This window comes from Rathayibacter rhapontici, assembly GCF_001995175.1.
Lineage (GTDB): Bacteria > Actinomycetota > Actinomycetes > Actinomycetales > Microbacteriaceae > Rathayibacter.
Window position 1 is genome coordinate 37,950 of the sequence record NZ_MUKN01000021.1, and the last position, 20,838, is coordinate 58,787.

Below are 20,838 nucleotides of genomic sequence, written 5' to 3' on the forward strand. Positions count from 1 at the left end.
GACTGCGGGCGGCGGCGGATCTCGAGACGGCCGCTGCGCGGCCTGCTCGACGCCTGCTGGTCGAGTAGCCCCGGAGGGGCGTATCGAGACCCGCGTGCTCCGGGGGTCGGGGATCTCGATACGGCCGCTGCGCGGCCTACTCGATCAGCAAAGGAGAGGCTGCGCGGCCTACTCGATCAGCAGGGGGGAGGCGGCGCCGCCTACTTCGCGAGGAACTCGAGGACGCGGGCGTTCCACTCCTCCGCGTGGCTGACGTTGACGCCGTGGGGGCCGCCCTCGACGACGTGCAGCTCGGAGCCGGGGATCGCGGCGTGCGTGCGCGCGCCCGAGCCCTCGAAGGGCACGGTCGCGTCGCTGTCGCCGTGGATGACGAGCGTCGGGAGGGTGACGAGCGGCAGGTCCTCACGGAAGTCCGTGGTCGCGAACGCCGTCATGCAGGCGAGCGCGGCGACCTTCGACGACTGCTTCGCGAGGGCGAGCGCGTCCTGGCGCTGCTCCTCCGAGACGACGAGCGTGCCCTTCGCCGAGAAGAACTGGGTGGTGAAGTCGTCGTAGAACGCGTCCTGGTCCTTGGTGAGACCGGCCGTCATCTCGGCGGCCTGGGACTTCTCGAGCGGGCCGTCCGGGTTGTCGGAGCCCTTCATCAGGTACGGCGGCACCGCGGAGGCGAACACGACGCTGCGCAGGCGCTCGGTGCCGTACTTCGAGAAGTAGCGGGCGACCTCGCCGCCGCCCATCGAGAAGCCGACCAGCGTCACGTCCTGCAGGTCGAGCTCGGTGAGGAGCGCGTGCAGGTCCTCGGTCAGCGTGTCGTAGGTGTAGCCGGTGAGCGGCTTGTCGCTGCGGCCGAAGCCCCGGCGGTCGTAGGTGACGACGCGGTAGCCGGCGGCGGTGAGCGCCGGGACCTGCTCGGACCAGGACTCGCCCGAGAGCGGCCAGCCGTGGATCAGGACGATCGGGCGGCCCGAGCCGCCGGTGTCGTCGACGTGGAGGTTCGTGTCCTTGAAGAGGCCGTGGTGCGCGGTGATCTCGGTCATGCGGGTTCTCCTTCCGGCGCCGTCCGTCGGCGTCGATGGTGGTTCGAAGGAGACTAGGCAGCCGGATGGGGAGAGCGCCCCGACGGCGGGGAGGCTTGACAGCGGCCTCCCCGCCCCGGCGGGAGTCACGCCAGGTCGTCGACCGCCGCGAGGATCTCGTCGGTCTCGGTGCGGGTCGTGTAGTCCACGTGCACGTCGGCGAAGCGCACGACGCGGCCCGCGTCGACGACGAGCACGGTCGGGAACGGGATCGCGGGGGTGTCGTCCGCGTTCGAGTCCTTCACCGCGAATCCGAGGGAGGTGTGCGCCTCGATCGCCGCGTCACTCGGGGCCGTCACGATGCCCAGGCGCCCGGCGAGGGTGTTGCCCGGGTCCGAGACGACGGTGAAGCCGAGCTCGCCGTCGCCGGTCGAGCGCGAGCCGTCCGCGGTCTGGGGGCTGATCGCGACGAACGCGACGCCGCGCTCGCGCAGGGCCGGGGCGAGGGTGGCGTCGTAGTGGCGGAGGGTGAGGTTGCAGTACGGGCACCAGGCGCCGCGGTAGAAGACGAGCACGGCGGCGCCCTCGCCCAGCACGGAGGACAGCGCGACGGACTCGCCGTCGACGGTCAGGACCGTCGCATCCGGCAGCTCGTCGCCCGCGGACACGGCGTGGTCGGGGACTCCGGCCGAGACGAGGTCGGCCTGCTCGCCGGCGAAGACCGCCGCGAGGTCGTCGCCGATGGCGGCCGTGAATCCGGTGGTGAACTCGGTGGACTGCTGGCCGATCGTGGGGGTCGCGTTCGTGGTGGGCATCGTCGTCTCCGTCCGGCGCCCGCTGCTCGGCCGCTCCAGCGGTGATCGTAGGGTCACCACCCTGACACCCGCAGGGGGGACGTCATGCTTCGTCACAGGCGGGGCGGCCGGGAACGACGGGCGCCGCCCCGGCCGAAGCCGGGACGGCGCCCTGGAGGAGTGCGGACTACTGGAATCCGCCGCCGCGGTCCTCGTGGTCCTCGATGGGGTCGGAGTCGGGGGCGTCGAGGGTGAAGGTCACGTGGACCGACTCGCCGACCTCCTTCGCGGCGACGGCGGTGTAGACGAGGTGGGTCTCCTGGCCGTCCACGGCCGCGTAGACGTCCACCTCCTTCTCGTAGCCGCCATCGGTGCTGACGCGGGTCTCGGTCTGCCCGTCGAAGGGGCCGCCCTGGAAGAAGGCGAGGTAGCTCTCGCCCTCGGCGAGTTCGCGGATGTCGTTGCTCATGGTCCAGGTCTACCACTCGCGGTCGGGCGTCCGCCGGGCCTCGGGCCTGGTGAACACGATCTCGCGTGCTCCGCTCGTCCTGATCGCACGATCTGCGGCGTCGGGAATCTCGACCACTGCCCGCAGTGGCCTTCGCTTCCCTCCTTGCAGCTCGCACGATCAGGCCGTGCTCGCGACGGCGATCTCGTGCTCACCAGGCCCTCGCGGTGGCGCCCGGCGAGCGGGCAGGGGTGCGCGAGGATCCCCGGGTGCGCCGAGGGCGGCGCTCGGAGGCGAGAACGTAGGATGTCGGGGATGACGATCGGACGCCGCACCTTCCTCTCGGGAGCCGCCACGGGGGCCGGCCTCCTGGTCCTCGCGGGCTGCACGCCGCCGCGTCCGACGCCCACCCGCTCGGTGACGAAGGCGCCCGTGCCCACCCCGAGCACCACCGCCGTTCCGACCCCTTCGGCGTTCGTCCGCTCCGCCTGGGGCACCGATCCGTACGCGCTCGGCAGCACCTCCTACCTGCCCGTCGGAGCGACTCCCGAGCACCGCGACGACCTCGCGCAGAACGTGCTCGACCGCGTCTTCTTCGCCGGGGAGGCGACCGACTCGTCCGAGCCGGGCACCCTGCAGGGCGCCTGGAACTCGGGCGTCCGCGCCGCCGGCGGGATCGCGGCGGTCGCGGCCGACGGCGAGCGAATCGCGATCGTCGGAGCGGGGCTCGCGGGCGCGATCGCGGCCCGCCGCCTCATCGACGCGGGCTACGACGTCACCCTCGTCGAGGCGCGCGAGCGCACCGGGGGCCGCATCGCGACCACGCGGCCCGACGGCTGGCCCGTCGCGGTCGACAGCGGAGCCTGGGCGCTGACCGGCGCCGGCCCGGCCCTGCGCGAGAGCGTCCTCGACGCGGGAGTGGGCACCACTCCGATCGACCTCGCGGCGATCCGCTCGGTCGCGGCCGACGGCTCCGTCCTCGACGTCGGCACGACCGGCGCCGACGCGCTGACCCGGGCGCTGGAGTGGGGGGCCGAGCAGTCCGAGGACGTGCCGCTCGCCGAGGCCTTCGCCGGATCCGGTGCCGCCGATCCGGCCGAGGCGGAGGCCGGCAGCGGCGACGGCGAGCCCGAGCGGGTCGCCGCCTACGTCGCTGGAGGCGCGGCGCTCACGACCGGCGCCGCCCCCGCGGAGCTCTCGTCCTGGTACGGGCTCGGCGACGCCTCGGCCGCGACCACGGCCCAGGAGCTCGACGACGACTCCGAGCGCGCGGACGCCGTCCTGACCGACGGCCTCGCTCCGCTCGTCGCGTCGCTGCTCGAGGACGTCGAGGTCTCGCTGCGCGCCGTCGTCAGCGGCATCGGCTACGACGAGGAGGGCGCCAGCGTCCGCCTCGCCACGGGGGAGTCGTTCTCGGCCGACCGCGTGCTGGTCACGGTGCCGATCGGGGTCCTCAAGACCGACGCGATCGTGTTCGACCCGCCCCTCCCGTTCGCGCACCGCGCCGCGATCGCGGCGATCGGCTCCGGAGTCGTGGAGACCCTCTGGCTGCGCTTCGACGAGTCGTTCTGGGATGCGGACGCCGAGGCGGTGTCGGCCGTGCGGTGGTCGCTCGTGGGCTCGGAGGCGGGCATCACGGAGTGGGTGAACCTGCAGCCGGTCGCCGGCGAGACGGTGCTGATCGGCCTCGTCGGCGCCGATCAGGCCTTGTCGCTGCAGGGGCTCAGCGACGACGAGCTGCTCACGGTCGCGGTGACGGCGCTGGAGCCGTTCGCCGTCGTCCCCGACTGACCAGCTCGCGCAGCCTCGCGAACGGGCCCCGCCACTCCGCCGTGTGCGACTCGCCCAGCGGGCGGACCCGGCTGAGCGCGACGACGAACGCCGCGATGCCCGAGATGAGCCCGAGCACGATCACGTCGTAGACGACGTACATCACCGGGCCGTCGACCTGATCGGGGTCGAGGAAGAAGTACGGGTACCAGCCGATGAGGGCGCCGCGGACCAGCGTGATGACGCCCCACACCACCGGGAAGCCGAGCACGGTGAGGGTCGAGCGCCACGGCACGGGACGCCGGCCGGGTCCGAGGATCCAGTCGAGCATCGCCAACGTCGGGATCACGAAGTGCAGCAGTGCGCTCGACCACGGCACGTCGACGCGGACGCCGCGGTTGCCGGCCTCCACGGCGATGAGGCCGAAGACGATGCCCGAGACCACCATGTAGGTCAGCACGAGGGCCCGCACGGTGCTGAGCCACCGGGGCTCGCGGACGCGGGCGAGGGCGACGAGCCCCGAGAGGCCCAGCAGGACGACTCCGGCCATGTTCGACTGCGTCGTGAAGTAGGCGAAGAAGTTGTCGATCTGGAACGCGCGGAAGCCGAGCGTGTAGAAGAAGTCGGCGACCAGGCCCACGGCGCCCAGACCCGCGAGCGCGAGCCGGAGGATCGCGAACGCCTTCCGCACACCCGCTCCGATCCGTCGTCACCTGAGCCCGGCGGGCCGGACGTCCGTGCGATTCTACGGTCGTGCTCCTCCGAGCTCCCCCCGGGCGGGTGGGGAGGGGAGGGACCGGCTGTCGCTTCCCGACGCCCGCCTGCGCCGCCGGGATACCGTGGAGCATGCCGTTCACTCCGAGCCACGCCGTCGTCGCTCTGGCCTTCAGGAACGGCCGCATCCCCGCGAGCGCCGTGGCCTCCGGCGCGGTCATGCCCGACATCGGGATGTACCTGCCGTGGGAGGGTGCGCGCACCGCGACCCACTCGCTCCTGGGCGTCGTCACGGTCGACCTGGCGCTCGGCGCCGTCGGGCTCGCCCTCTGGATCGTGCTCCTCGAGCCCGCCTGGCGCGACCTCGCGCCGCGGGTCGTCCGCATGCGCTTCCGCCCCCGCCGACCGGCTCCGCGGGGCGCGCGCGCGTGGGTCGCGGCGCTGCTCCTCACGGCGGCGGGCATCGTGATCGGAGCCGCCACGCACGTGCTCTGGGACGCGTTCACCCACCTGTCCGGCGCGGGCGTCGTGGCGATCCCAGCGCTCGAGCGGGAACTCGGGCCGTTCCCGGTCTACAAGTGGCTGCAGTACGCCAGCGGGGTGCTGGGGCTCGTGGGCCTCGGCATCGGAGCGCTGGTCTGGTACGTCTCGCGCAGGCCCCGCTCGATGGCCCCCGACGGGCGCACCTCCGTCCGCCTCGCGGCCTGGTCCGTGGTGCTCGCCGCGGCCGTCGTGCCCATCGGGGTCGTCCTGGCGGTCGCCGGCTTCGATCCGCTGGCCCCCGAGTACCGCTCGGAGGTCGTCGACGCCGCGGTCCTCACCGTGATCTGCACGGCGTGCGCGGCCCTCGCCATCGCCGTCCTGCACCGGCTCGTCGTGTCCCCCGCACCCCTTCCCGCGGCGGGTGCGGATCCGTCGTGAGGAGGATGCGCAGGTCCATAGCCCGCCGATAACGTCGAGAACGGCCCGTTGGGGCGGGCCGCCTTCGGGGGAAGGCACAAGGGGAAATCGAGGGCTCGCGGCCGATGGCCGCGGGCCCTCTATCCGTTCACGGGCTTCGTCGTGCTCGGAGGACCTCAGTGGCGTCGTGCTGGGAGGACCTCAGCGGCGTCGTGCCGCAGGACCTCAGCGGCGTCGTGCCGCAGAACCTCGGCCGGGAGTGCCGCTCAGCCACGATCGTGAACGACGCCCCCTCTCGGCAGAGGTCCTGCGCCGGGTCAGCGGCGCTTGCCGCCCTTCTTGGTGCGAACCGAGGCCGCGGTGCGCGAGTTGCTGCGCGGAGCACCCTCGCCCGCGGCGCCCTTGGGCAGCACGGACGCCGGAGGGATCGGGCGGCGGGTCACCGGGCGCACCGGCTCCCCGCGGCGGGCCTGGCCCGGGATCGGCCGCGAGCGGCGGCCGTAGATCAGCTCGGAGGAGTCGAGCAGCCACGGCACCAGCGCCACGGTCACCCCGTGCACGAGCAAGAGCTTCTGGCGGATCCGGCGCGACTTGTGGTTGTGGAGGAACGACTCCCACCAGTGGCCGACGATGTACTGCGGCATGTAGACGGTGGTGATCTCGGAGCCGTGCTCAAGGCGGTGCGCCTTGATGTACTTGATCAGCGGGTACGAGATGTCGCGGTAGGGCGAGGCCACGCAGCGCAGCGGCACCTGGATGTCCATCCGCTCCCAGTCGGCCTTCAACTGGGCCGTCTGGGCGTCATCGATGGAGGAGTGGACGGCCTCGAGCGTCTCGTGCCGAGCCGCAATGGCGTAATCGAGCGCCTTCAGCGTGGGCTTGTTCATGCGGCCCACGAGCACGATCGCGTGGTCGCCGTTCGCTCCGAAGGTCGTGGTCGGGTCGACCTCGATCTCCTTCTCGACGTCGCGGTAGTAGCGGTAGACGCCGGCCATCAGGACGCCCAGGATCGGCATCACCAGGTAGACCAGCCAGGCGCCGTGCGTGAACTTCGTGATCGTGACGATCACGAGGACGACGAACGTCAGGGCCGCTCCGAAGAGGTTGATGCCCAGGCTCGTGTAGACGGTGCGGGAGCCCTCGCCCTGCTTGATGAGCCGGATCCAGTGCTTCACCATGCCGGTCTGCCCGAGGGTGAACGAGACGAAGACGCCGATGATGTACAGCTGCACCAGGCTCGTCAGCGAGGCCTGGTAGACGAGCAGGATGATCGCGGCGACGAGCGCGAGGATGATCACTCCGTTGGAGTAGATCAGGCGGTCGCCGCGGGTGTTCAGCGACTTCGGGGCGAAGCCGTCGCGGGCGAGCACGGAGCCCAGCAGCGGGAAGCCGTTGAAGGCGGTGTTCGCCGCGAGCAGCAGGACCGCCGCGGTCGCCGCCTGGATCACGAAGAAGAGGATCGAGCCGTTGCCGAAGGTCGCGGCCGCGACCTGCGCGATCACGGAGCGCTGCGGAGTGTCCTCGCAGCCCGCGAAGCCGACGAGGTGGCAGGCGTCCTCGGCGTAGTGCACGTCCGAGACGAGGGCGAGCGCGGTGAGTCCCACGAAGAGCACGATGGCGATGGAGCCCATCGCCACGAGGGTGCGCTGCGCGTTCTTCACCTTCGGGGCGCGGAATGCGGGCACGCCGTTCGAGATGGCCTCGACGCCCGTGAGGGCCGCGCATCCGCTGGCGAACGAGCGCAGCAGCAGGAGCACGACCGCGGCCTGGGTGAGCTCCTCGGCGCGGACGGTGTAGCCGGCCGACTCGGCCACCGGGGCGTCGCCCAGCAGGGTGCGGACGAGGCCGACGACGACCATGACGAAGACGCTGACGACGAAGAGGTAGGTCGGGATCGCGAACGCCCTGCTCGACTCCGAGACGCCGCGGAGGTTCACCGCGGCCAGCAGCACTACGAAGAGGATCGCGAGCTCGACCCGCAGCGGCGCGAGCTCGGGGACCGCGGAGATGATGTTGTCGACTCCCGAGGCGACCGAGACCGCCACGGTGAGCACGTAGTCGACCAGCAGCGCGGAGGCGACCGTGAGGCCGGCGGTCTCGCCGAGGTTCGTGCGGGCCACCTCGTAGTCGCCGCCGCCCGAGGGGTAGGCGCGGATCAGCTGGCGGTAGCTCAGGACCACGACGAGCAGCAGGACGACCACGCAGGCCGCGACCCACGGCGCGAAGGTGAGGAAGGAGAGCCCGCCGAGCAGCAGGATCATCAGCAGCTCCTGCGGCGCGTAGGCCACGGAGGAGAGCGGGTCGCTGGCGAAGATCGGGAGCGCGAGCCGCTTCTTGAGCAGCTGGCCCTCGAGCTTGTCGCTCGAGAGGGGCTCCCCGATGAAGAAGTGCTTCGCCGTCCGCAGTTCGCCGGCGTCGGAGGCGGAGGCCAGCGCGTCGGACCCGGGGCCCTCTTTTGTCACGAGCGACGACATTACTCCGTGCGCAAGGCGAGTCAAGCCGTCGGGAGCGCAGCCGTGAGCGGGCTGATCCGTCGCTGTGACCGGGGCTTTTCCGACAGTCGTCGGGCAGAGGTCGGGGCGGGCGTCGGGCAGACCTCAGGGGCGGGACGCCGCTCCGATGAGACGGGTGAGGGAGTCGCGGATCGCGACGAGGTCGTCGAGGGGCAGGTCGAGGCGCTCGACGATCTGCGGAGGCACGAGCAGGGCCTCCTCGCGCAGGGCCGCCCCGGACGGGGTGAGGGCGACGTCGAGGCGCCGCTCGTCCTCGGTGCTGCGGGTCCGGGTCACGTGCCCGTTCGCCTCCAGCCGCTTCACCAGGGGGCTCAGGGTGGCGGGCTCGAGGTGCAGCGCCTCGCCGAGGTCGCCGAGCGAGCGGGGACTGCGCTCCCAGAGGGCGAGCAGGACGAGGTACTGCGGGTGCGTGAGGCCCATCGGCTCCAGGACGGGCCGGTAGAGCCCGATGACGGTGCGCGCGGCGACGGCGAGCGAGAAGCACACCTGGTTCTGCAGGGCGAGCGGGTCCGGTTCCACGCGCTCATCCTGCCACTCGTCGCGGCACGAATGATTCGTGCCCTCACGGATTCGCGCGGCCGATCCAGGTGGCCGCGAGACGCACGTCCCCGTTCGGGGGTCACCGGTTCCGCCCCGGAGAGGAACAGGATGAGCCCATGAACCGTCTCCGCTCCGACTCCGCCCGTGTGGTCCAGTACTCCCGCTTCGGCGGGGTCGACGTGCTCGAGGTCGCGGAGGTCGAGAGGCCGGTGCCCGGCCGGGGCGAGGTGCTCGTCGAGGTGCTCGCCGCGGGCGTGAACCACATGGAGGCGTTCATCCGCGAGGGCCGCTTCGACTCCGACCACTCCGCCGTCTTCCCCATGCGCCAGGGCACCGACCTCGCCGGCGTCGTCGTGGGCCTGGGCGAGGGGGTCACCGACCTCAAGCTCAAGAGCGACGTCGTCGGCCACGCGCTCGTGGGCTCGCACGCCACCCACGTGGTCGTGCCGCGCGAGAACCTCGTGCCCAAGCCCGCCTCGGTCAGCTGGGAGGTCGGCGGCGCGCTGTTCCTCGCCGGCGTGACCGCGTGGCGTGCGCTCGAGGCGGTGCACGTCGCCGCGGGCGACACCGTGGTCGTCTCGGCCGCGGCGGGCGGGGTCGGCAGTCTCGAGATCCAGCTCGCGAAGCTGCGCGGGGCGACGGTCATCGGCACCTGCGGCGAGCGCAACTTCGACTACCTCCGCCAGATCGGAGTGAAGCCGATCGTCTACGGCGACGGCATCGCCGAGCGCATCCGCGAGGCCGCTCCGGGAGGCGTCACGGCGTTCCTGGACAACTTCGGCGGCAACGACGAGCTCGCCGCGTCGCTGGGCATCGAGGGCAGCCGGTACCACTCGAGCGACGACCGCAAGGAGATCGAGCTCCGCGCCGTCTGGCCCGACGCCGAGACGGCGGCGCAGGACACCGAGATCCTCGGCGAGCTGGTCGGCCTCGTCGCCGCGCAGAAGCTGCGGGTGCTCGTCTCGGGCTTCTACCCCTACGGCTTCGTGCAGGACGCGTTCGACGACCTCGAGAAGCGGCACTCGCGCGGCAAGATCGTGCTCGGCATGAACCCGGTCGACTCGGCGCGGGTGATGAAGGCGCGCGACGTGCACGACGCGCGCCGCTGACGCGGCTCGGCTGATCCGGGAGGCTCCTCCGCGGCCCGTTCCCGCGCGCCATGATGGTGCGCGGAGGCGCGCCGCCCGCGCCCCGGGGAGGGGCCCTGTGGAGGAGCCGGTCGTCGCGATCGTCTGGATCGTCTCGTTCGTCGTCGTCACCGTCCTGGTGACCGGGCTCTCGGGCCGGGTGAACTGGTCGGCTCCCGTCGCCCTCGTGGCGGTGGGCGCCCTGGCCTCGTTCGTGCCCGGGATCCCCGAGGTCGTGGTCGAGCCCGACGTGGTGCTGTTCGGGATCCTTCCGCCGCTGCTCTACGCGGCGGCGCTCCGTACCTCCGTGCTCGACGTCCGGGCGCGCGGCGACAGCATCCTGCTGCTCTCGGTCGGCCTGGTCGTGTTCACGGTGCTCGTGGTGGGCGCGGTGGCCTGGGCGGTGGTGCCCGCGATCTCGATCGCGGCGGCCCTTGCGTTCGGGGCGATCGTCGCTCCGACCGACGCGGTGGCGGTCACCGCGATCGCCGGACGGCTCCGCCTGCCGCGCCGCATGCTCACGGTGCTCGAGGGCGAGAGCCTGCTCAACGACGCGACCGCGCTCGTCGCGCTGAACGCGTCGATCCTCGCCCTCGCCAGCACCGTCACTCCGGGCGGGGTCGCCCTCGACTTCGTGCTCGCCGTGGTCGTCGGCGGAGGCGTGGGCATCGTCGTCGCCGTGGTGCTGGGGGCCGTGCGCAAGCAGGTGCAGTCCTCGGTGCTCGACACCAGCCTGTCGCTCGTGACCCCCTACCTCGCCTTCATCCCGGCGCAGCTGCTGCACGGCTCGGGAGTGCTCGCGGTCGTGGTCGCCGGGCTCTACCTGGGCTTCCGGGCGCCGGTGATCCAGTCGGCGCAGGCGCGCATCGCGGAGTCGCTGAACTGGCGCACGATCCAGTTCCTGCTCGAGAACGCGGTGTTCCTCTTCATCGGGCTGAGTCTCGCGTCGGTCGTCGAGGCGACCGCCGACTCCGGGATCGGGCTCTGGCAGACCGTGGGCATCAGCGCGGCCCTGCTCGCGACGCTGATCGGCAGCCGCGTGCTGTGGATGATCATGACGACCGTGCTCTACCGGCACGGTCCCCGGCGGCTGCAGCAGCGCGGCTGGACCTGGCCGACGGCGATCGGCGTCTCGTTCGCGGGGATCCGCGGCGTCGTCACGCTGGCCGCCGCGTTCCTCCTGCCCGAGGAGACGCCGCAGCGGGAGTTCCTGCAGTTCCTCGCCTTCGTGGTGGTGGCGGGCACGCTCGTCGAGGGGCTCGCGCTGCCGAGCCTCATCCGCGTGCTGAAGCTGCCGCCGCCCAACGACATGCAGGAGCACGTCGAGAAGCAGATGCTGCTCGCCGAGGCGCAGACGGCCGGGCTGGCTCGGCTCGACGAGGAGCCGCAGGACGGGGTGGAGGAGCGGGTGCTCGACCGGCTGCGGCGCAACGCCACCTTCCTCGCAGACGCGCTCGAGAACCCTCCCGCGGCCGAGGACTCGGAGCCGCTGACCCACTCGTACAACCGGCTCCGGCGCGTGATGATCGCGGCCGAGCGGGAGGCGGTGCTGCGGGCGCGCGCCGAGGGGCGCTACCAGGAGCCCGCCGTCGTGAGCGCGCTCGCGTTCCTCGACGTCGAGGAGGAGGCGCTGGCGGTGGGGCGGGAGTAGGCGCGCCGGCTGGCGCGTTCGAGGGCGGAGAATGGGGTGTCCTGCGCGTGCGGACGCGGAGGAGGAGCATGACGGGCCCGGAGGCACTACCCGAGACGACCGCGGTCGTCGCGGCGGCTCCCGCCGACCGCCTGCGCGCGACGGTCGCCGACACCTACGAGCGCGGCGTCCTGCTCATCGGACTCGGCGTGCCGATCAGCGTGCTGGTGGTCCTGGGCAAGATCGCCCTGACCGTCGCCGCCCCGTCGCTGTTCCTCTTCGCGAACGTGCTCGTCACAGCCGCGGTCGCCGTCTCACGGGTGCTCGTCCTCCGGGCCCACCACTCCCGGCGCGGCGTGCGGGTCGACTTCGCCGTGCAGCGGCGCCTCTACCGGATCATCGGGCGGATGATCGCGATCAGCGCGGTTCTCTACACGGCGGCCTCTGCGTGGGAGTTCGTCGACGACTCGCCCGAGGCGGCGTTCCCGCAGCCGATCGCGCTCGCCCTGGCGGTCATCGCGCTGACCGAGCTGACCTTCGCGATCGTGGGCACGATCACCGCCCGGCGCCAGCGGGCCCTGCTGCTCGAGGCCGCGCGGCTGGCGAACATCGCGGCGGCCCTGGTGCTGCTGGTGCTCGCGCAGACGGCGCTGCTGAGCCTGGTGCACGCGGAGTCGCAGGGGCGGATCGACGCGGTGAGCGGCATCGTGATGGGCTCGGCGGCCGCGCTGATCGGCATCGGGATGCTCGTGCGCTCGCGGATCCCGCGCGGACGCTTCTCTCCGGATCCGCTCGAACGGGCGCGACTCGACGACTGAGACGCGCTGAAGGGCGGGGATCCCTCACGGGTTCCCCGCCCTTCAGCGGTGTCCTGCGGGTCGCGCCGGGGTCAGCTCAGGGTCGAGCGGACGGAGGCGCGGGCCTGCTCGAGAGCGGACCGGAGGGCGTCGACGCTGGCCGGCGTGACGGAGCCCTGCGAGGCGGCGGTGCGGAGCTCGGCCCGCAGCTCCTCGCGGAACTCGGTGAGCAGCACCTCCGCGTCGCGCAGGGCGAGGCGGGAGGCGGTGCGCGCGTCGGTCGGCGCGGGGGTCGACTCCCGAGCGGGCTCGGCGGCGGGCTCGTCCTGAGTGCGCGGGGGCTGCTCGGCCGAGTGCTCGGGAGCGCGGTCGCCGCGATCCCCGCGGGCGTCGCGGGCCGCGCTGGCGAGATCGGCGCGGAGGCTCTTCATCGCCTCCGCGACGCCCAGGCGGACCTCGTCGGCGAGGCGGCGGACCGAATCCGTCAGCTCGTCCTCGATGTCGCCCAGATCGGTGGCGCGGTTCGCGAGCTCGGCGCGGCCCTCGTCGGTGATCGAGTAGACGGTCTTGCGGCCGTCGGCCTCCTTCGTGACGAGCCCCTCCTCCTCGAGCTTCGCGAGGCGCGGGTAGACCGTGCCGGCGCTCGGGGCGTAGGTGCCGCCGAAGCGGTCGCTGAGGGCCTGGATCAGCTCGTAGCCGTGCTTGGGCGCCTCGGCGAGGAGGCTGAGCAGGTAGAGGCGCAGGCGGCCGTGCGCGAAGACGGGGCTCACAGCGAGCCTCCGTCCATCGGGCGCTGGTCGTCGGTCGGGGAGCCGGCGTCGGGGGAGCCCCAGCCTGCGCCCTCTCCGACGGAGGCGGGGGCGGTGGCGCCCGCGGTGCTGCGGCGCACGACGACGACGTCGCCGGTCACCGAGTTGGCGGCGATGTCGACCCACTTCGAGTCGAGGGACCCGGTGGTCGAGGTGTAGCCGCGGCCGAACGTGCCGCGCACGACCGAGCCGTCGAGCTGCAGGGTGCCCGAGACGGTGTTGATGCGGTAGCGCGCGCCGAGACCCTCGTCGATGCGGACGGTGAGGTCGCCGCTGACGGTGTTGGCCTGGATCTCGTCGGGGGTGCCCTCGGCGTCGACGAAGACGCTGCCCGAGACGCCGTCCACGGTGAAGCGGGTGAGGGCGCCGGCGGCCGTGACGTCGCCCGACACGGTGTGCGCGGCGACGCGGCCGGTGTGGTTGCGCACCGAGAGCTCGCCGTGGACGGTGTTCACGTCGATGTCGCCGTGCAGGCCGTCGATCACGACGTCGCCGCCGACGGTCGAGACGCGGGCGTCGCTGTGCAGGCCCGAGACGAGTCCGTCGGCCGAGACGGTGTCGAACTTGAGCGCGACACCGCGGGGGACCAGGAGGCTCACGTCGGCGCGGTCTCCGCGGCGGCCGAGGCCCTTCACGACCTCCACGATCGAGTCCCAGCGCAGCTGGATGTGGTCGATCTCGAGGCGGTCGCCGTCCATCGAGACCTTGAGCGGGCGTCCGCCGACGCTGTGGACCTCCACGCGGGCGGTCGGCTCGTCGTGCGCGATGACGTCGATCTGACCTCCGACCAGGGCGATCTTGACGGAGCGGACGACATCGAGGTCGATGACCTTCGATTCGCCCGCCTGCACGAGCCATTTCTCGAGTGACATGGTCTCCTCCTTCTTCTTTCGCCCCGGAGCGGAGCGGATGCGTGTGACGCGATATATCGCGAGTGGTGAGAGTCACGATATATCGCGTCTTGCGCCCGCAGCAAGAGCGCACAGCGATTCCGAAGAGTCGTCGCTCCGGAACCGGCCGAGCGCGGTCTTGCCGTTGACGCAGCGTCAACCCGTACGGTCGCTCCTGTCGGCGGATCGGGGTGGTCCGAGCGCGGAGGAGGTCGTCGTGGAGCAGGAGTGGTCGGTGCAGGAGGTGGCGCGGCTCGCGGGCACGACGAGCCGCGCGCTGCGGCACTACGGGGCCGTGGGCCTGCTGCCGCCCAGCCGGGTGGGGGCCGGCGGTCTCCGCTACTACGACGCCGCCGCGCTCGTGACGCTGCAGCGGATCCTGCTGCTGCGCGACCTCGGCCTCGGGCTCGCCGAGATCGGGCGGATCCTGCGCCGCGACACCGAGCCGCTCACCGCGCTCGAACGGCACGTCGACGTGCTCGAGGAGGAGCAGCGGCGCCTGGGCCGCCGGATCGCGGCCGTCCGCCGCACCATCACGACGATGAGAGAAGGGAACGGGCCGATGGCCGAGGAGATGTTCGACGGTTTCGACCACGCGGAGCACCGCGAGGAGGTGGAGCGCCGCTGGGGTGCGCCGGCCTACGCCGAGGGCGACCGCTGGTGGCGGTCGATGGGCGCGGAGGAGAAGGAGCGGTGGCGGCTCGCGCAGCAGGACCTCGCCGCCGACTGGATCGCCGCCGCCTCGAGCGGAGCGGATCCCTCCGGCGCCCGGGCGCTCGCCCTCGCCGAGCGGCACCGCGCGTGGCTGGCGGGGATCCCCGGCACTCCGCGCGACGCCGACGGCGGGCCGAGCGACGAGTACCTGCTCGGGCTCGGTGAGATGTACGTCGCGGACGAGCGCTTCGCCGTGCACTACGGAGGCGTCGAGGGCGCCCGGTTCGTCCGCGACGCCCTGCAGGCGCTCGTGGAGCGGAAGGGGTGAGCGGCGGCTCCGGTGTCTGGTAGACCGGGGTCATGGATCCGATCGCGGCGCTGCAGGAGATCGCGACCCTGCTCGAACGGGAGCGCGCGTCGAAGTACCGCGCGAAGGCGTTCCGCAAGGCGATCGCGGTGCTCGAGGGCCTGTCGGCGGCGGAGCGCGAGGACCTCGGTGCCGTGCGCCGCGCCGCGGGCATCGGCGACACGACCTTCACCGTGATCAGCCAGGCCAGGGAGGGGCGGGTGCCCGACTACCTCGCGGACCTGCGCGGCAGCAGCCCCCTGCCGACGAGCGCCCTCCGCGCCCGGCTGCGCGGCGATCTGCACAGCCACAGCGAGTGGTCGGACGGAGCGACTCCGATCGCCGCGATGGCGGATGCCGCTCTGGCGCTCGGTTACGAGTACCTCGCTCTCACCGACCACTCGCCGCGGCTGCGCGTCGCGCACGGGCTGAGCGCGGAGCGGCTCGAGGAGCAGCTCGCGCACCTGGCGACCCTCGAGACGGGCTCGCTCCGGCTGCTCAGCGGGATCGAGGTGGACGTGCTCGAGGACGGCTCGCTCGATCAGACCCCCGAGATGCTCGACCGCCTCGACGTGGTCGTGGCGAGCGCCCACTCGAAGCTGCGGACTCCGCGACGCGAGATGACCGCGCGTCTGGTCGCCGCCGCCTCCGATCCGCGGACCGACGTGCTCGGCCACGTGACCGGACGGCTGGTGAGCGGGGAGCGCGGCACGCGGCCGCCGTCGGAGTTCGATGCGGGGGCCGTCTTCCGGGCCTGCGCCGATCACGGGACCGCCGTCGAGATCAACTCCCGCCCCGAGCGGGAGGACCCGCCGGACGAGCTCATCGCCCTGGCGATCGAGGCGGGCTGCCTGTTCTCGATCGACAGCGACGCGCACGCTCCGGGGCAGCTCGGGCTCCTCGACTACGGGGCCGAGCGCGCCGAGCGGCTCGGCGTCCCCGAGGAGCGGATCGTGACGACCTGGCCGGTGGAGCGACTGCTGGAGTGGACCTCGCGCTCCTGAACAGACCGGCTCGCGCGCGTGGAGGATGCAGATCGGGGCCGGTAGCCCCTTGACAGTGCGCACATCACGGGGGTCTGCGCAAGTGGTGAAATCCCAGGACCCGGCGCGGCATGCTCGTACTCGGTCCGCCGACGCCGCGATCCGGGGAGCCCGACGGCTCCGAAGGACGATCGGAGTGGGCGTGCTGCTCCATCCGTCCCGACGAGACCAGGTGAACCGTGGCCACCCAGACCGTTCTCGATGCCGTGCGCGGCGCACCGACCCTGCTCGAGGCCGTCCGCGCCGCTGACGAGCTCACGATCGCCGCCGTGAGCGACGGGGGCGGACGCGCCGTGCGCCTGCTCACCCGCGCCGCCCTCGATCCATCGGACCAGCTGACCGCCATCGCCGCCGTGCACTCGCTGGCGCAGGTCTTCGACGAGGAGGCGGACCTCGCCCTCCTCCGCCTGCTCGCCGACGAGCGGGCCTTCATCCGCGAGCACGCCGCCTGGGCCTTCGGCGGCCGGCTGCCGCGGCCGAGCGCGATCGGACCGCTCCTGCGGATGGTCGGGGCGGGCGGCTTCGTCGGCATGCTCGCCCAGCGCACGCTGCTGCTCTGGGGCTCCTCGACTCCGGAGCCGCTCTCGCTCGCCCTCGAGGGAGCCCTGATCGGCGAGCGCGATCCCGCCGCCCGCTCCCGGTTCGTCGAGACGCTCGGCCTGGTGCCGGGCCCGATCGCCGAGCGCACCCTGCTCGAGCTCGCCGCCGACGAGGCGGAGGGGTTCGACGCCCGGGCCGCCGCGATCGACGCGCTGGGCGAGCGCCGCTCGGACGACGCCGAGCTGCTGCTCTCGCGCCTGACCGCCCTGGAGGGACCGCTGAGCTCGATCGCCCGCGTCGCCCTCCTCGACCACGCACCGGCTCCGCTCGCCGACGCCAGCCCCACGGTCGCGCAGCTCTTCCTGCACGCCGACATCGACGGCACCCTGACCCGGGTCGCGCCGGCGACAACGGAGGCATCGCGACGCTGCTCGTCCGCCTCGGCGACGCCCTCGGAGGAGAGGACGGCATCGAGCGCGTGCTGACCCTCTCGCGCGGCACTCCCGCGGAGGCGGAGCGCGCTCTCGCCGACCTGCCCTCGGCCGGCCACGGGTTCGCTCCGGTGCCCTTCGCCGGTTCGGCCGTCCCGATGCCCGAGGCCTGGCCCCGCCGGATCGCCGCCGAGCGCGGCATCCGCCGGATCCTGCGCGCCGCGGGCCGGGTCGACGTGCTGCACCTGCGCATGGCCGACGTCGGCTCGCTCGCCGCTGCCGCGGTCGCCCGCGAGCTCGAGATCCCGGTCGTCTTCACCGTCGCGCCCGACCCGCACGCCCTCATCGCCGGCCTCGACGCCGCGGGCACGCTCTCGCGCGCCGACTTCGGCGACCGCGACTCCGCCGAGCACTTCTGGTTCCGCGTGCGACTCGTGCAGCGCCTCGCCGCCGACGCCGCGCACACTGTGCTCTTCCCCCGCGCCGACCTGGCGCAGAGCATGCGCGAGCTGATCGGGATCGACATCACCGCGCATCCGGAGCGGCACACGATCGTCCCGGAGGGGATCGACGTGCGCCTCGTCGAGCGCGGCGAGCAGGCCGCCCGCGCCTCCGCGGCGGGCGAGGACGTCGCGATCGACGTCGGCGACGACCTCTCGGCCCTGGACGACCTGCTCGCGGGCCTGCCCCCCGAGCGGCGCGAGCTGCCCCTGCTGCTCAGCGTCGGCAGGCTGCACCGGGTGAAGGGCATGGCGGCGCTCGCCGAGGCGTGGGCGGGCGACTCCGCCCTGAGGAGCCGCGCGAACCTCGTGCTCGTGGGCGGCGACCTCGCCGACCCGAGCCCCGACGAGCGCGAGCAGCTCGACCGCATCCTCGCCGCCGGAGGGGCGGAGGACGGACTGCTGCTCGCCGGGCACCGCCCGAACGGCACCGTGGCCCGCTGGCTCGGCGCGGTCCGGCACGGCCGCCCCGGGCTCGCCGCCCCCGGAGGCGCGTACGTCTGCGCGAGCGTCAAGGAGGAGTTCGGCATCGCCCTGCTCGAAGCGCTCGCCGCGGGCCTCGTCGTCGTCGCCCCCGCGACCGGCGGCCCGGTGACCTACGTCGAGGACGGCGTGACCGGCTTCCTGATCGACACCGCCGACGCGACGGCGCTCGCCGGAGCTGCGACGTCGGCCCTCGAGCTCGCCGCGGGCCCCCTCGCCGAGCACGCCGCCGAGCGCGGCCGCGCGATGGTCGCCGAGCGGTACACGATCGAGGCGATGGCGCGCGCCCTCGCCGGCGTCTACGCGCAGGCGACCGCCGACCAGGAGCGCCCGCTGCGCTCCGACCTCGTGCTCGGAGCGTCATGACCCTGCTGATCGTCAGCCCCGACTACGCCTCCCACCTGCTCCCGCTCGCGACGCTCGGCACCGCCTGGCGCGCGGCCGGCGAGCGCGTGGTGGTCGCCACGGGCGACGCGACCCGCGCGATCGTCGACGACTTCGGCTTCGAGCACGTCGCGCTCCGACTCGGACGCGGCTCGAACCCCGGCACGATCCGGGCCGAGGAGCAGGCTCCCGACGAGGGGGAGTCGCTCCGCGGATTCTTCGCGGCGACCCGGCAGGGCATGGTCCCGACCCTCGCCTACCAGGCGCGCGAGCGGCTGACCGACCTGCTGTGGGACCCGGCCGGAGTCGCCGCCCGGCTGCGCGAGATCCTCGACGAGGTGCAGCCCGATGCGATCGTCGTCGACCACCTCGCCTTCACCGCGCGCGTCGCCCTGCGCGCGCTCGGCGTGCCCTACGGCGACGTCGTGCTCGGGCACCCCAGCGCCCTCACGGTGCCCGGCGAGGTCTACGGCTTCCCGCCCGTCTGGCCCGACGCCTTCGCTCCCGACCCGGACGACCTGGCCGCCCTGCGCGCCCTCTGCGACGAGGTCCGCGACTCCTTCACCGCCGAGTGGAACGCCGCCCTCGCCTCGCTCGACTCCGCCGCCCCCGCCAGCCAGGACGCGTTCGCCGAGTCCGGCGACGTGCTGCTGCTGAACTACCCCGGCGAGCTGCACGACCCGGCCCGCACCGCCCAGCTGCCGCCGCACGCGTTCCTCGGCTCGGCGGTCCGCTCCGAGCCCGTCGACGCCGAGGTCGAGGAGTGGCTGGCCGCCTCGGACGACCCGGTCGTCTACGTCAGCTTCGGCAGCTTCCTCTCGGTGCGCGACGACGTGCTCGCCCGCGTCGTCGCCGCCCTCGCCACGGTCTCGGTCGACGGCCGCCCGGTGCGGGTCGCCCTCGCCTCCGGAGCGACGGACCGCGCGGCCCTCGGCGACGTCCCGCCGTCGTGGCTCGTCCGCGGCTTCCTCCCGCAGGTCACGCTGCTGGGCCGCGCCGCGCTCGCTGTGACGCACGGCGGGAACAACAGCGTCACCGAGTCGATGACCGCGGGGGTGCCGCTGGTGGTCCTGCCGTTCTCGACGGATCAGTTCGCCGGGGCGGCCGCGCTGGAGGATGCGGGGGTAGCGGAGGTGCTCGATCCGAACGTGGCGCCTGTGTCGGCTCTTGCCGAGGCGGCCGCGCGGATGCTCGCGCTGGGCGGACCGGCGAGAGAGCGACTCGACGCGCTGGCGGAGGACCTCACCGGCACGACCGGTCCGGAGCGGGCGTTCGCCGCGCTTTCGGGTCTGGTCTCGCGGCGCTGAGCCGTGCTGGAGGGGAGCGGCGGCGTGACTGACGAGGAGGACGAGCGCTGGCTGGTCGTCGGCGGGCGCCGCTGGCGGCGCACGGATCCGATCCTTCCTGCTGATCTCGTCGCTGCGCTGACCTCGCACCTGGGGAGGGGGCGGTCGGGAGTTCAGTCGGGGAAGCGCGCCGGGGATGAGGACGCGGTCGCGGCTGCGCGCGTCCGCGTGGGGCTCGCGAAGCACGGGCTCGGCGAGCGCGGACCGGCGTGGTGGGACGAGCCGGAGGAGGCGCGGCTGGCGCGTGCCCGGGAGGCGCTCGGCGACCTGGACGCGCTGGACGAGCCGGGCGGGGACTGACCATTCGAGCAGCGATGCTCGGCGATCTGGCGAACCTCCGCGGTTCTGCCTCTGCACTGCAGCCCGACGATCAACGCAGCCGTGACGATGAGCTCATGCAGTTCGTTCTCGACCGACGGTGGCGTGGTCGATCGACCGCGGAGGAGGTTCCGGAGGCGGACCCACCGCTAACGCACATGTGGGACGCTCTCCGGCACTGCCCCGAGAATCGACTGCGGCCCAGCGCGACGGACCCGCACGAGAGGCGGAAAGCCCACCGGGCGAAGCTCGAAGGTGGCATCCCGCACAGTCGGCTCGACCGCGCTACGGGGCAGAGGCTCGATTGACATAACGACCATTATCGGAAAGATATTGTAAGGAGTGCCAGCGGGAACTGCTCAATGAGGGGACATGGGCGCTTCAGTGCGGGATGCGTTCGAAACCGCCCCGGGGTCTCTGTGGGTGGTAAGAACATGACAGCGGAGGGGTGCTCGTGTGTTCCCCCCGCTGTCGTCGGGTGCTGGTCCTCGGGTATCAGTCGTCGACCCGGGAGGTGGCGTCGGGCCACAACTGTGCGGATGGGCGGAATTACACCCACCCGCACAGTTGTATCGAGACTGCTATCACCGCTCACGCATTCGATTGCGGAGCAATGGCAGGATCGCAGCCCTTCTGATCAGTTCTCGGTGCTACTCGATGCTGTCAACGCGAGTCGTTCCCGAGTATGCCCTCAGGATCTACCAAGCGCAGGCAGTGGGGCGGAACTTGATGGGTACAGACCAACTGTTGCTGTCGTTGTACGCCTGGCCGACGCTGTCGACGTTGGCGACGGTGACGTTTCCGTTCGGCGCGACGATGTTGCCCGTGGGGGTGAGGAACACCTG

General features: G+C 72.8%; 19 protein-coding genes. 11 read left to right on the forward strand and 8 right to left on the reverse strand.

Going from position 1 to position 20,838, the window contains the following annotated elements:
• Nucleotides 1–200: 200 nt before the first annotated feature.
• The 3 genes from B0T42_RS08575 to B0T42_RS19485 all read right to left on the reverse strand — a co-directional run bounded on the left by B0T42_RS08575 (nt 201) and on the right by B0T42_RS19485 (nt 2,279).
• Nucleotides 201–1,037 carry an alpha/beta fold hydrolase gene (locus B0T42_RS08575; RefSeq protein WP_077222788.1) on the reverse strand — a complete coding sequence of 279 codons (837 nt, stop codon included), beginning with the start codon at nt 1,035–1,037 and terminating at the stop codon, nt 201–203.
• Between the two features lie 125 nt (nt 1,038–1,162).
• Nucleotides 1,163–1,831, reverse strand: coding sequence for a peroxiredoxin-like family protein (locus B0T42_RS08580; protein WP_077222789.1), 669 nt, complete (start codon nt 1,829–1,831; stop codon nt 1,163–1,165).
• 166 nt (nt 1,832–1,997) lie between these two features.
• Complete coding sequence (locus B0T42_RS19485) at nt 1,998–2,279, reverse strand: hypothetical protein (RefSeq protein WP_055789301.1); 282 nt, start codon at nt 2,277–2,279, stop codon at nt 1,998–2,000.
• Between the two features lie 294 nt (nt 2,280–2,573).
• On the opposite strand from B0T42_RS19485, the gene B0T42_RS19490 reads away from it, so the two are divergent.
• Entirely contained in the window at nt 2,574–4,049 is a 1,476-nt protein-coding gene (locus tag B0T42_RS19490) for an NAD(P)/FAD-dependent oxidoreductase (RefSeq protein ID WP_158078081.1), read from the forward strand.
• Here the strand turns inward: B0T42_RS19490 and B0T42_RS08590 are convergent.
• Nucleotides 4,000–4,719, reverse strand: coding sequence for a Pr6Pr family membrane protein (locus tag B0T42_RS08590; RefSeq protein WP_077222791.1), 720 nt, complete (start codon nt 4,717–4,719; stop codon nt 4,000–4,002). The two genes, B0T42_RS19490 and B0T42_RS08590, sit on opposite strands and share 50 nt — an antisense overlap.
• A 155-nt stretch (nt 4,720–4,874) precedes the next feature.
• Between B0T42_RS08590 and B0T42_RS08595 the strand changes: the two genes are divergently transcribed.
• Nucleotides 4,875–5,663 carry a DUF4184 family protein gene (locus tag B0T42_RS08595; protein WP_077222792.1) on the forward strand — a complete coding sequence of 263 codons (789 nt, stop codon included), beginning with the start codon at nt 4,875–4,877 and terminating at the stop codon, nt 5,661–5,663.
• Nucleotides 5,664–5,959: 296 nt separating this feature from the next.
• Here B0T42_RS08595 and B0T42_RS08600 read toward each other — a convergent pair whose 3' ends face one another.
• Together B0T42_RS08600 and B0T42_RS08605 are read right to left on the reverse strand one after the other, a co-directional pair.
• Nucleotides 5,960–8,116: an APC family permease gene (locus B0T42_RS08600; RefSeq protein ID WP_077222793.1), complete on the reverse strand. Its 2,157-nt coding sequence runs from the start codon at nt 8,114–8,116 to the stop codon at nt 5,960–5,962.
• 123 nt (nt 8,117–8,239) lie between these two features.
• Entirely contained in the window at nt 8,240–8,674 is a 435-nt protein-coding gene (locus tag B0T42_RS08605; RefSeq protein WP_201788512.1) for a MarR family winged helix-turn-helix transcriptional regulator, read from the reverse strand.
• Nucleotides 8,675–8,811: 137 nt separating this feature from the next.
• Between B0T42_RS08605 and B0T42_RS08610 the strand changes: the two genes are divergently transcribed.
• The 3 genes from B0T42_RS08610 to B0T42_RS08620 all read left to right on the forward strand — a co-directional run bounded on the left by B0T42_RS08610 (nt 8,812) and on the right by B0T42_RS08620 (nt 12,270).
• Nucleotides 8,812–9,804 carry an NADP-dependent oxidoreductase gene (locus tag B0T42_RS08610; protein ID WP_077222794.1) on the forward strand — a complete coding sequence of 331 codons (993 nt, stop codon included), beginning with the start codon at nt 8,812–8,814 and terminating at the stop codon, nt 9,802–9,804.
• A 97-nt stretch (nt 9,805–9,901) separates the two neighbouring features.
• Nucleotides 9,902–11,473 (forward strand): cation:proton antiporter, encoded by a 1,572-nt coding sequence (locus B0T42_RS08615; protein ID WP_077222795.1) that lies wholly within the window; start codon nt 9,902–9,904, stop codon nt 11,471–11,473.
• A 68-nt stretch (nt 11,474–11,541) separates the two neighbouring features.
• The gene (locus B0T42_RS08620; RefSeq protein WP_077222796.1) at nt 11,542–12,270 is read left to right on the forward strand and encodes a hypothetical protein; all 729 of its coding nucleotides are present in this window, start codon (nt 11,542–11,544) and stop codon (nt 12,268–12,270) included.
• A 71-nt stretch (nt 12,271–12,341) separates the two neighbouring features.
• Here the strand turns inward: B0T42_RS08620 and B0T42_RS08625 are convergent, their stop codons facing one another.
• Entirely contained in the window at nt 12,342–13,019 is a 678-nt protein-coding gene (locus tag B0T42_RS08625) for a PadR family transcriptional regulator (RefSeq protein ID WP_077222797.1), read from the reverse strand.
• Nucleotides 13,016–13,930 carry a DUF4097 family beta strand repeat-containing protein gene (locus B0T42_RS08630; RefSeq protein WP_077222798.1) on the reverse strand — a complete coding sequence of 305 codons (915 nt, stop codon included), beginning with the start codon at nt 13,928–13,930 and terminating at the stop codon, nt 13,016–13,018. The genes B0T42_RS08625 and B0T42_RS08630 overlap by 4 nt, the downstream gene beginning before the upstream one ends.
• A 235-nt stretch (nt 13,931–14,165) precedes the next feature.
• Between B0T42_RS08630 and B0T42_RS08635 the strand changes: the two genes are divergently transcribed.
• The 6 genes from B0T42_RS08635 to B0T42_RS08655 all read left to right on the forward strand — a co-directional run bounded on the left by B0T42_RS08635 (nt 14,166) and on the right by B0T42_RS08655 (nt 19,975).
• A complete protein-coding gene (locus B0T42_RS08635; protein ID WP_236720186.1) occupies nt 14,166–14,930 on the forward strand; it encodes a MerR family transcriptional regulator in 765 nt (254 codons plus the stop codon).
• Between the two features lie 32 nt (nt 14,931–14,962).
• On the forward strand, nt 14,963–15,952 hold the full coding sequence (locus tag B0T42_RS08640) for a PHP domain-containing protein (protein WP_077222799.1): 990 nt from the start codon (nt 14,963–14,965) through the stop codon (nt 15,950–15,952).
• Nucleotides 15,953–16,170: 218 nt separating this feature from the next.
• A complete protein-coding gene (locus B0T42_RS21215) occupies nt 16,171–17,016 on the forward strand; it encodes a hypothetical protein (RefSeq protein WP_236720187.1) in 846 nt (281 codons plus the stop codon).
• Nucleotides 17,001–18,311, forward strand: coding sequence for a glycosyltransferase (locus tag B0T42_RS21220; protein ID WP_342418224.1), 1,311 nt, complete (start codon nt 17,001–17,003; stop codon nt 18,309–18,311). Before B0T42_RS21215 ends, B0T42_RS21220 begins: the two co-directional genes overlap by 16 nt.
• Nucleotides 18,308–19,636 carry a glycosyltransferase gene (locus tag B0T42_RS08650; protein WP_077222800.1) on the forward strand — a complete coding sequence of 443 codons (1,329 nt, stop codon included), beginning with the start codon at nt 18,308–18,310 and terminating at the stop codon, nt 19,634–19,636. Before B0T42_RS21220 ends, B0T42_RS08650 begins: the two co-directional genes overlap by 4 nt.
• A 24-nt stretch (nt 19,637–19,660) precedes the next feature.
• Entirely contained in the window at nt 19,661–19,975 is a 315-nt protein-coding gene (locus tag B0T42_RS08655; protein WP_077222807.1) for a biopolymer transporter Tol, read from the forward strand.
• The last annotated feature ends 863 nt before the right edge of the window (nt 19,976–20,838 follow it).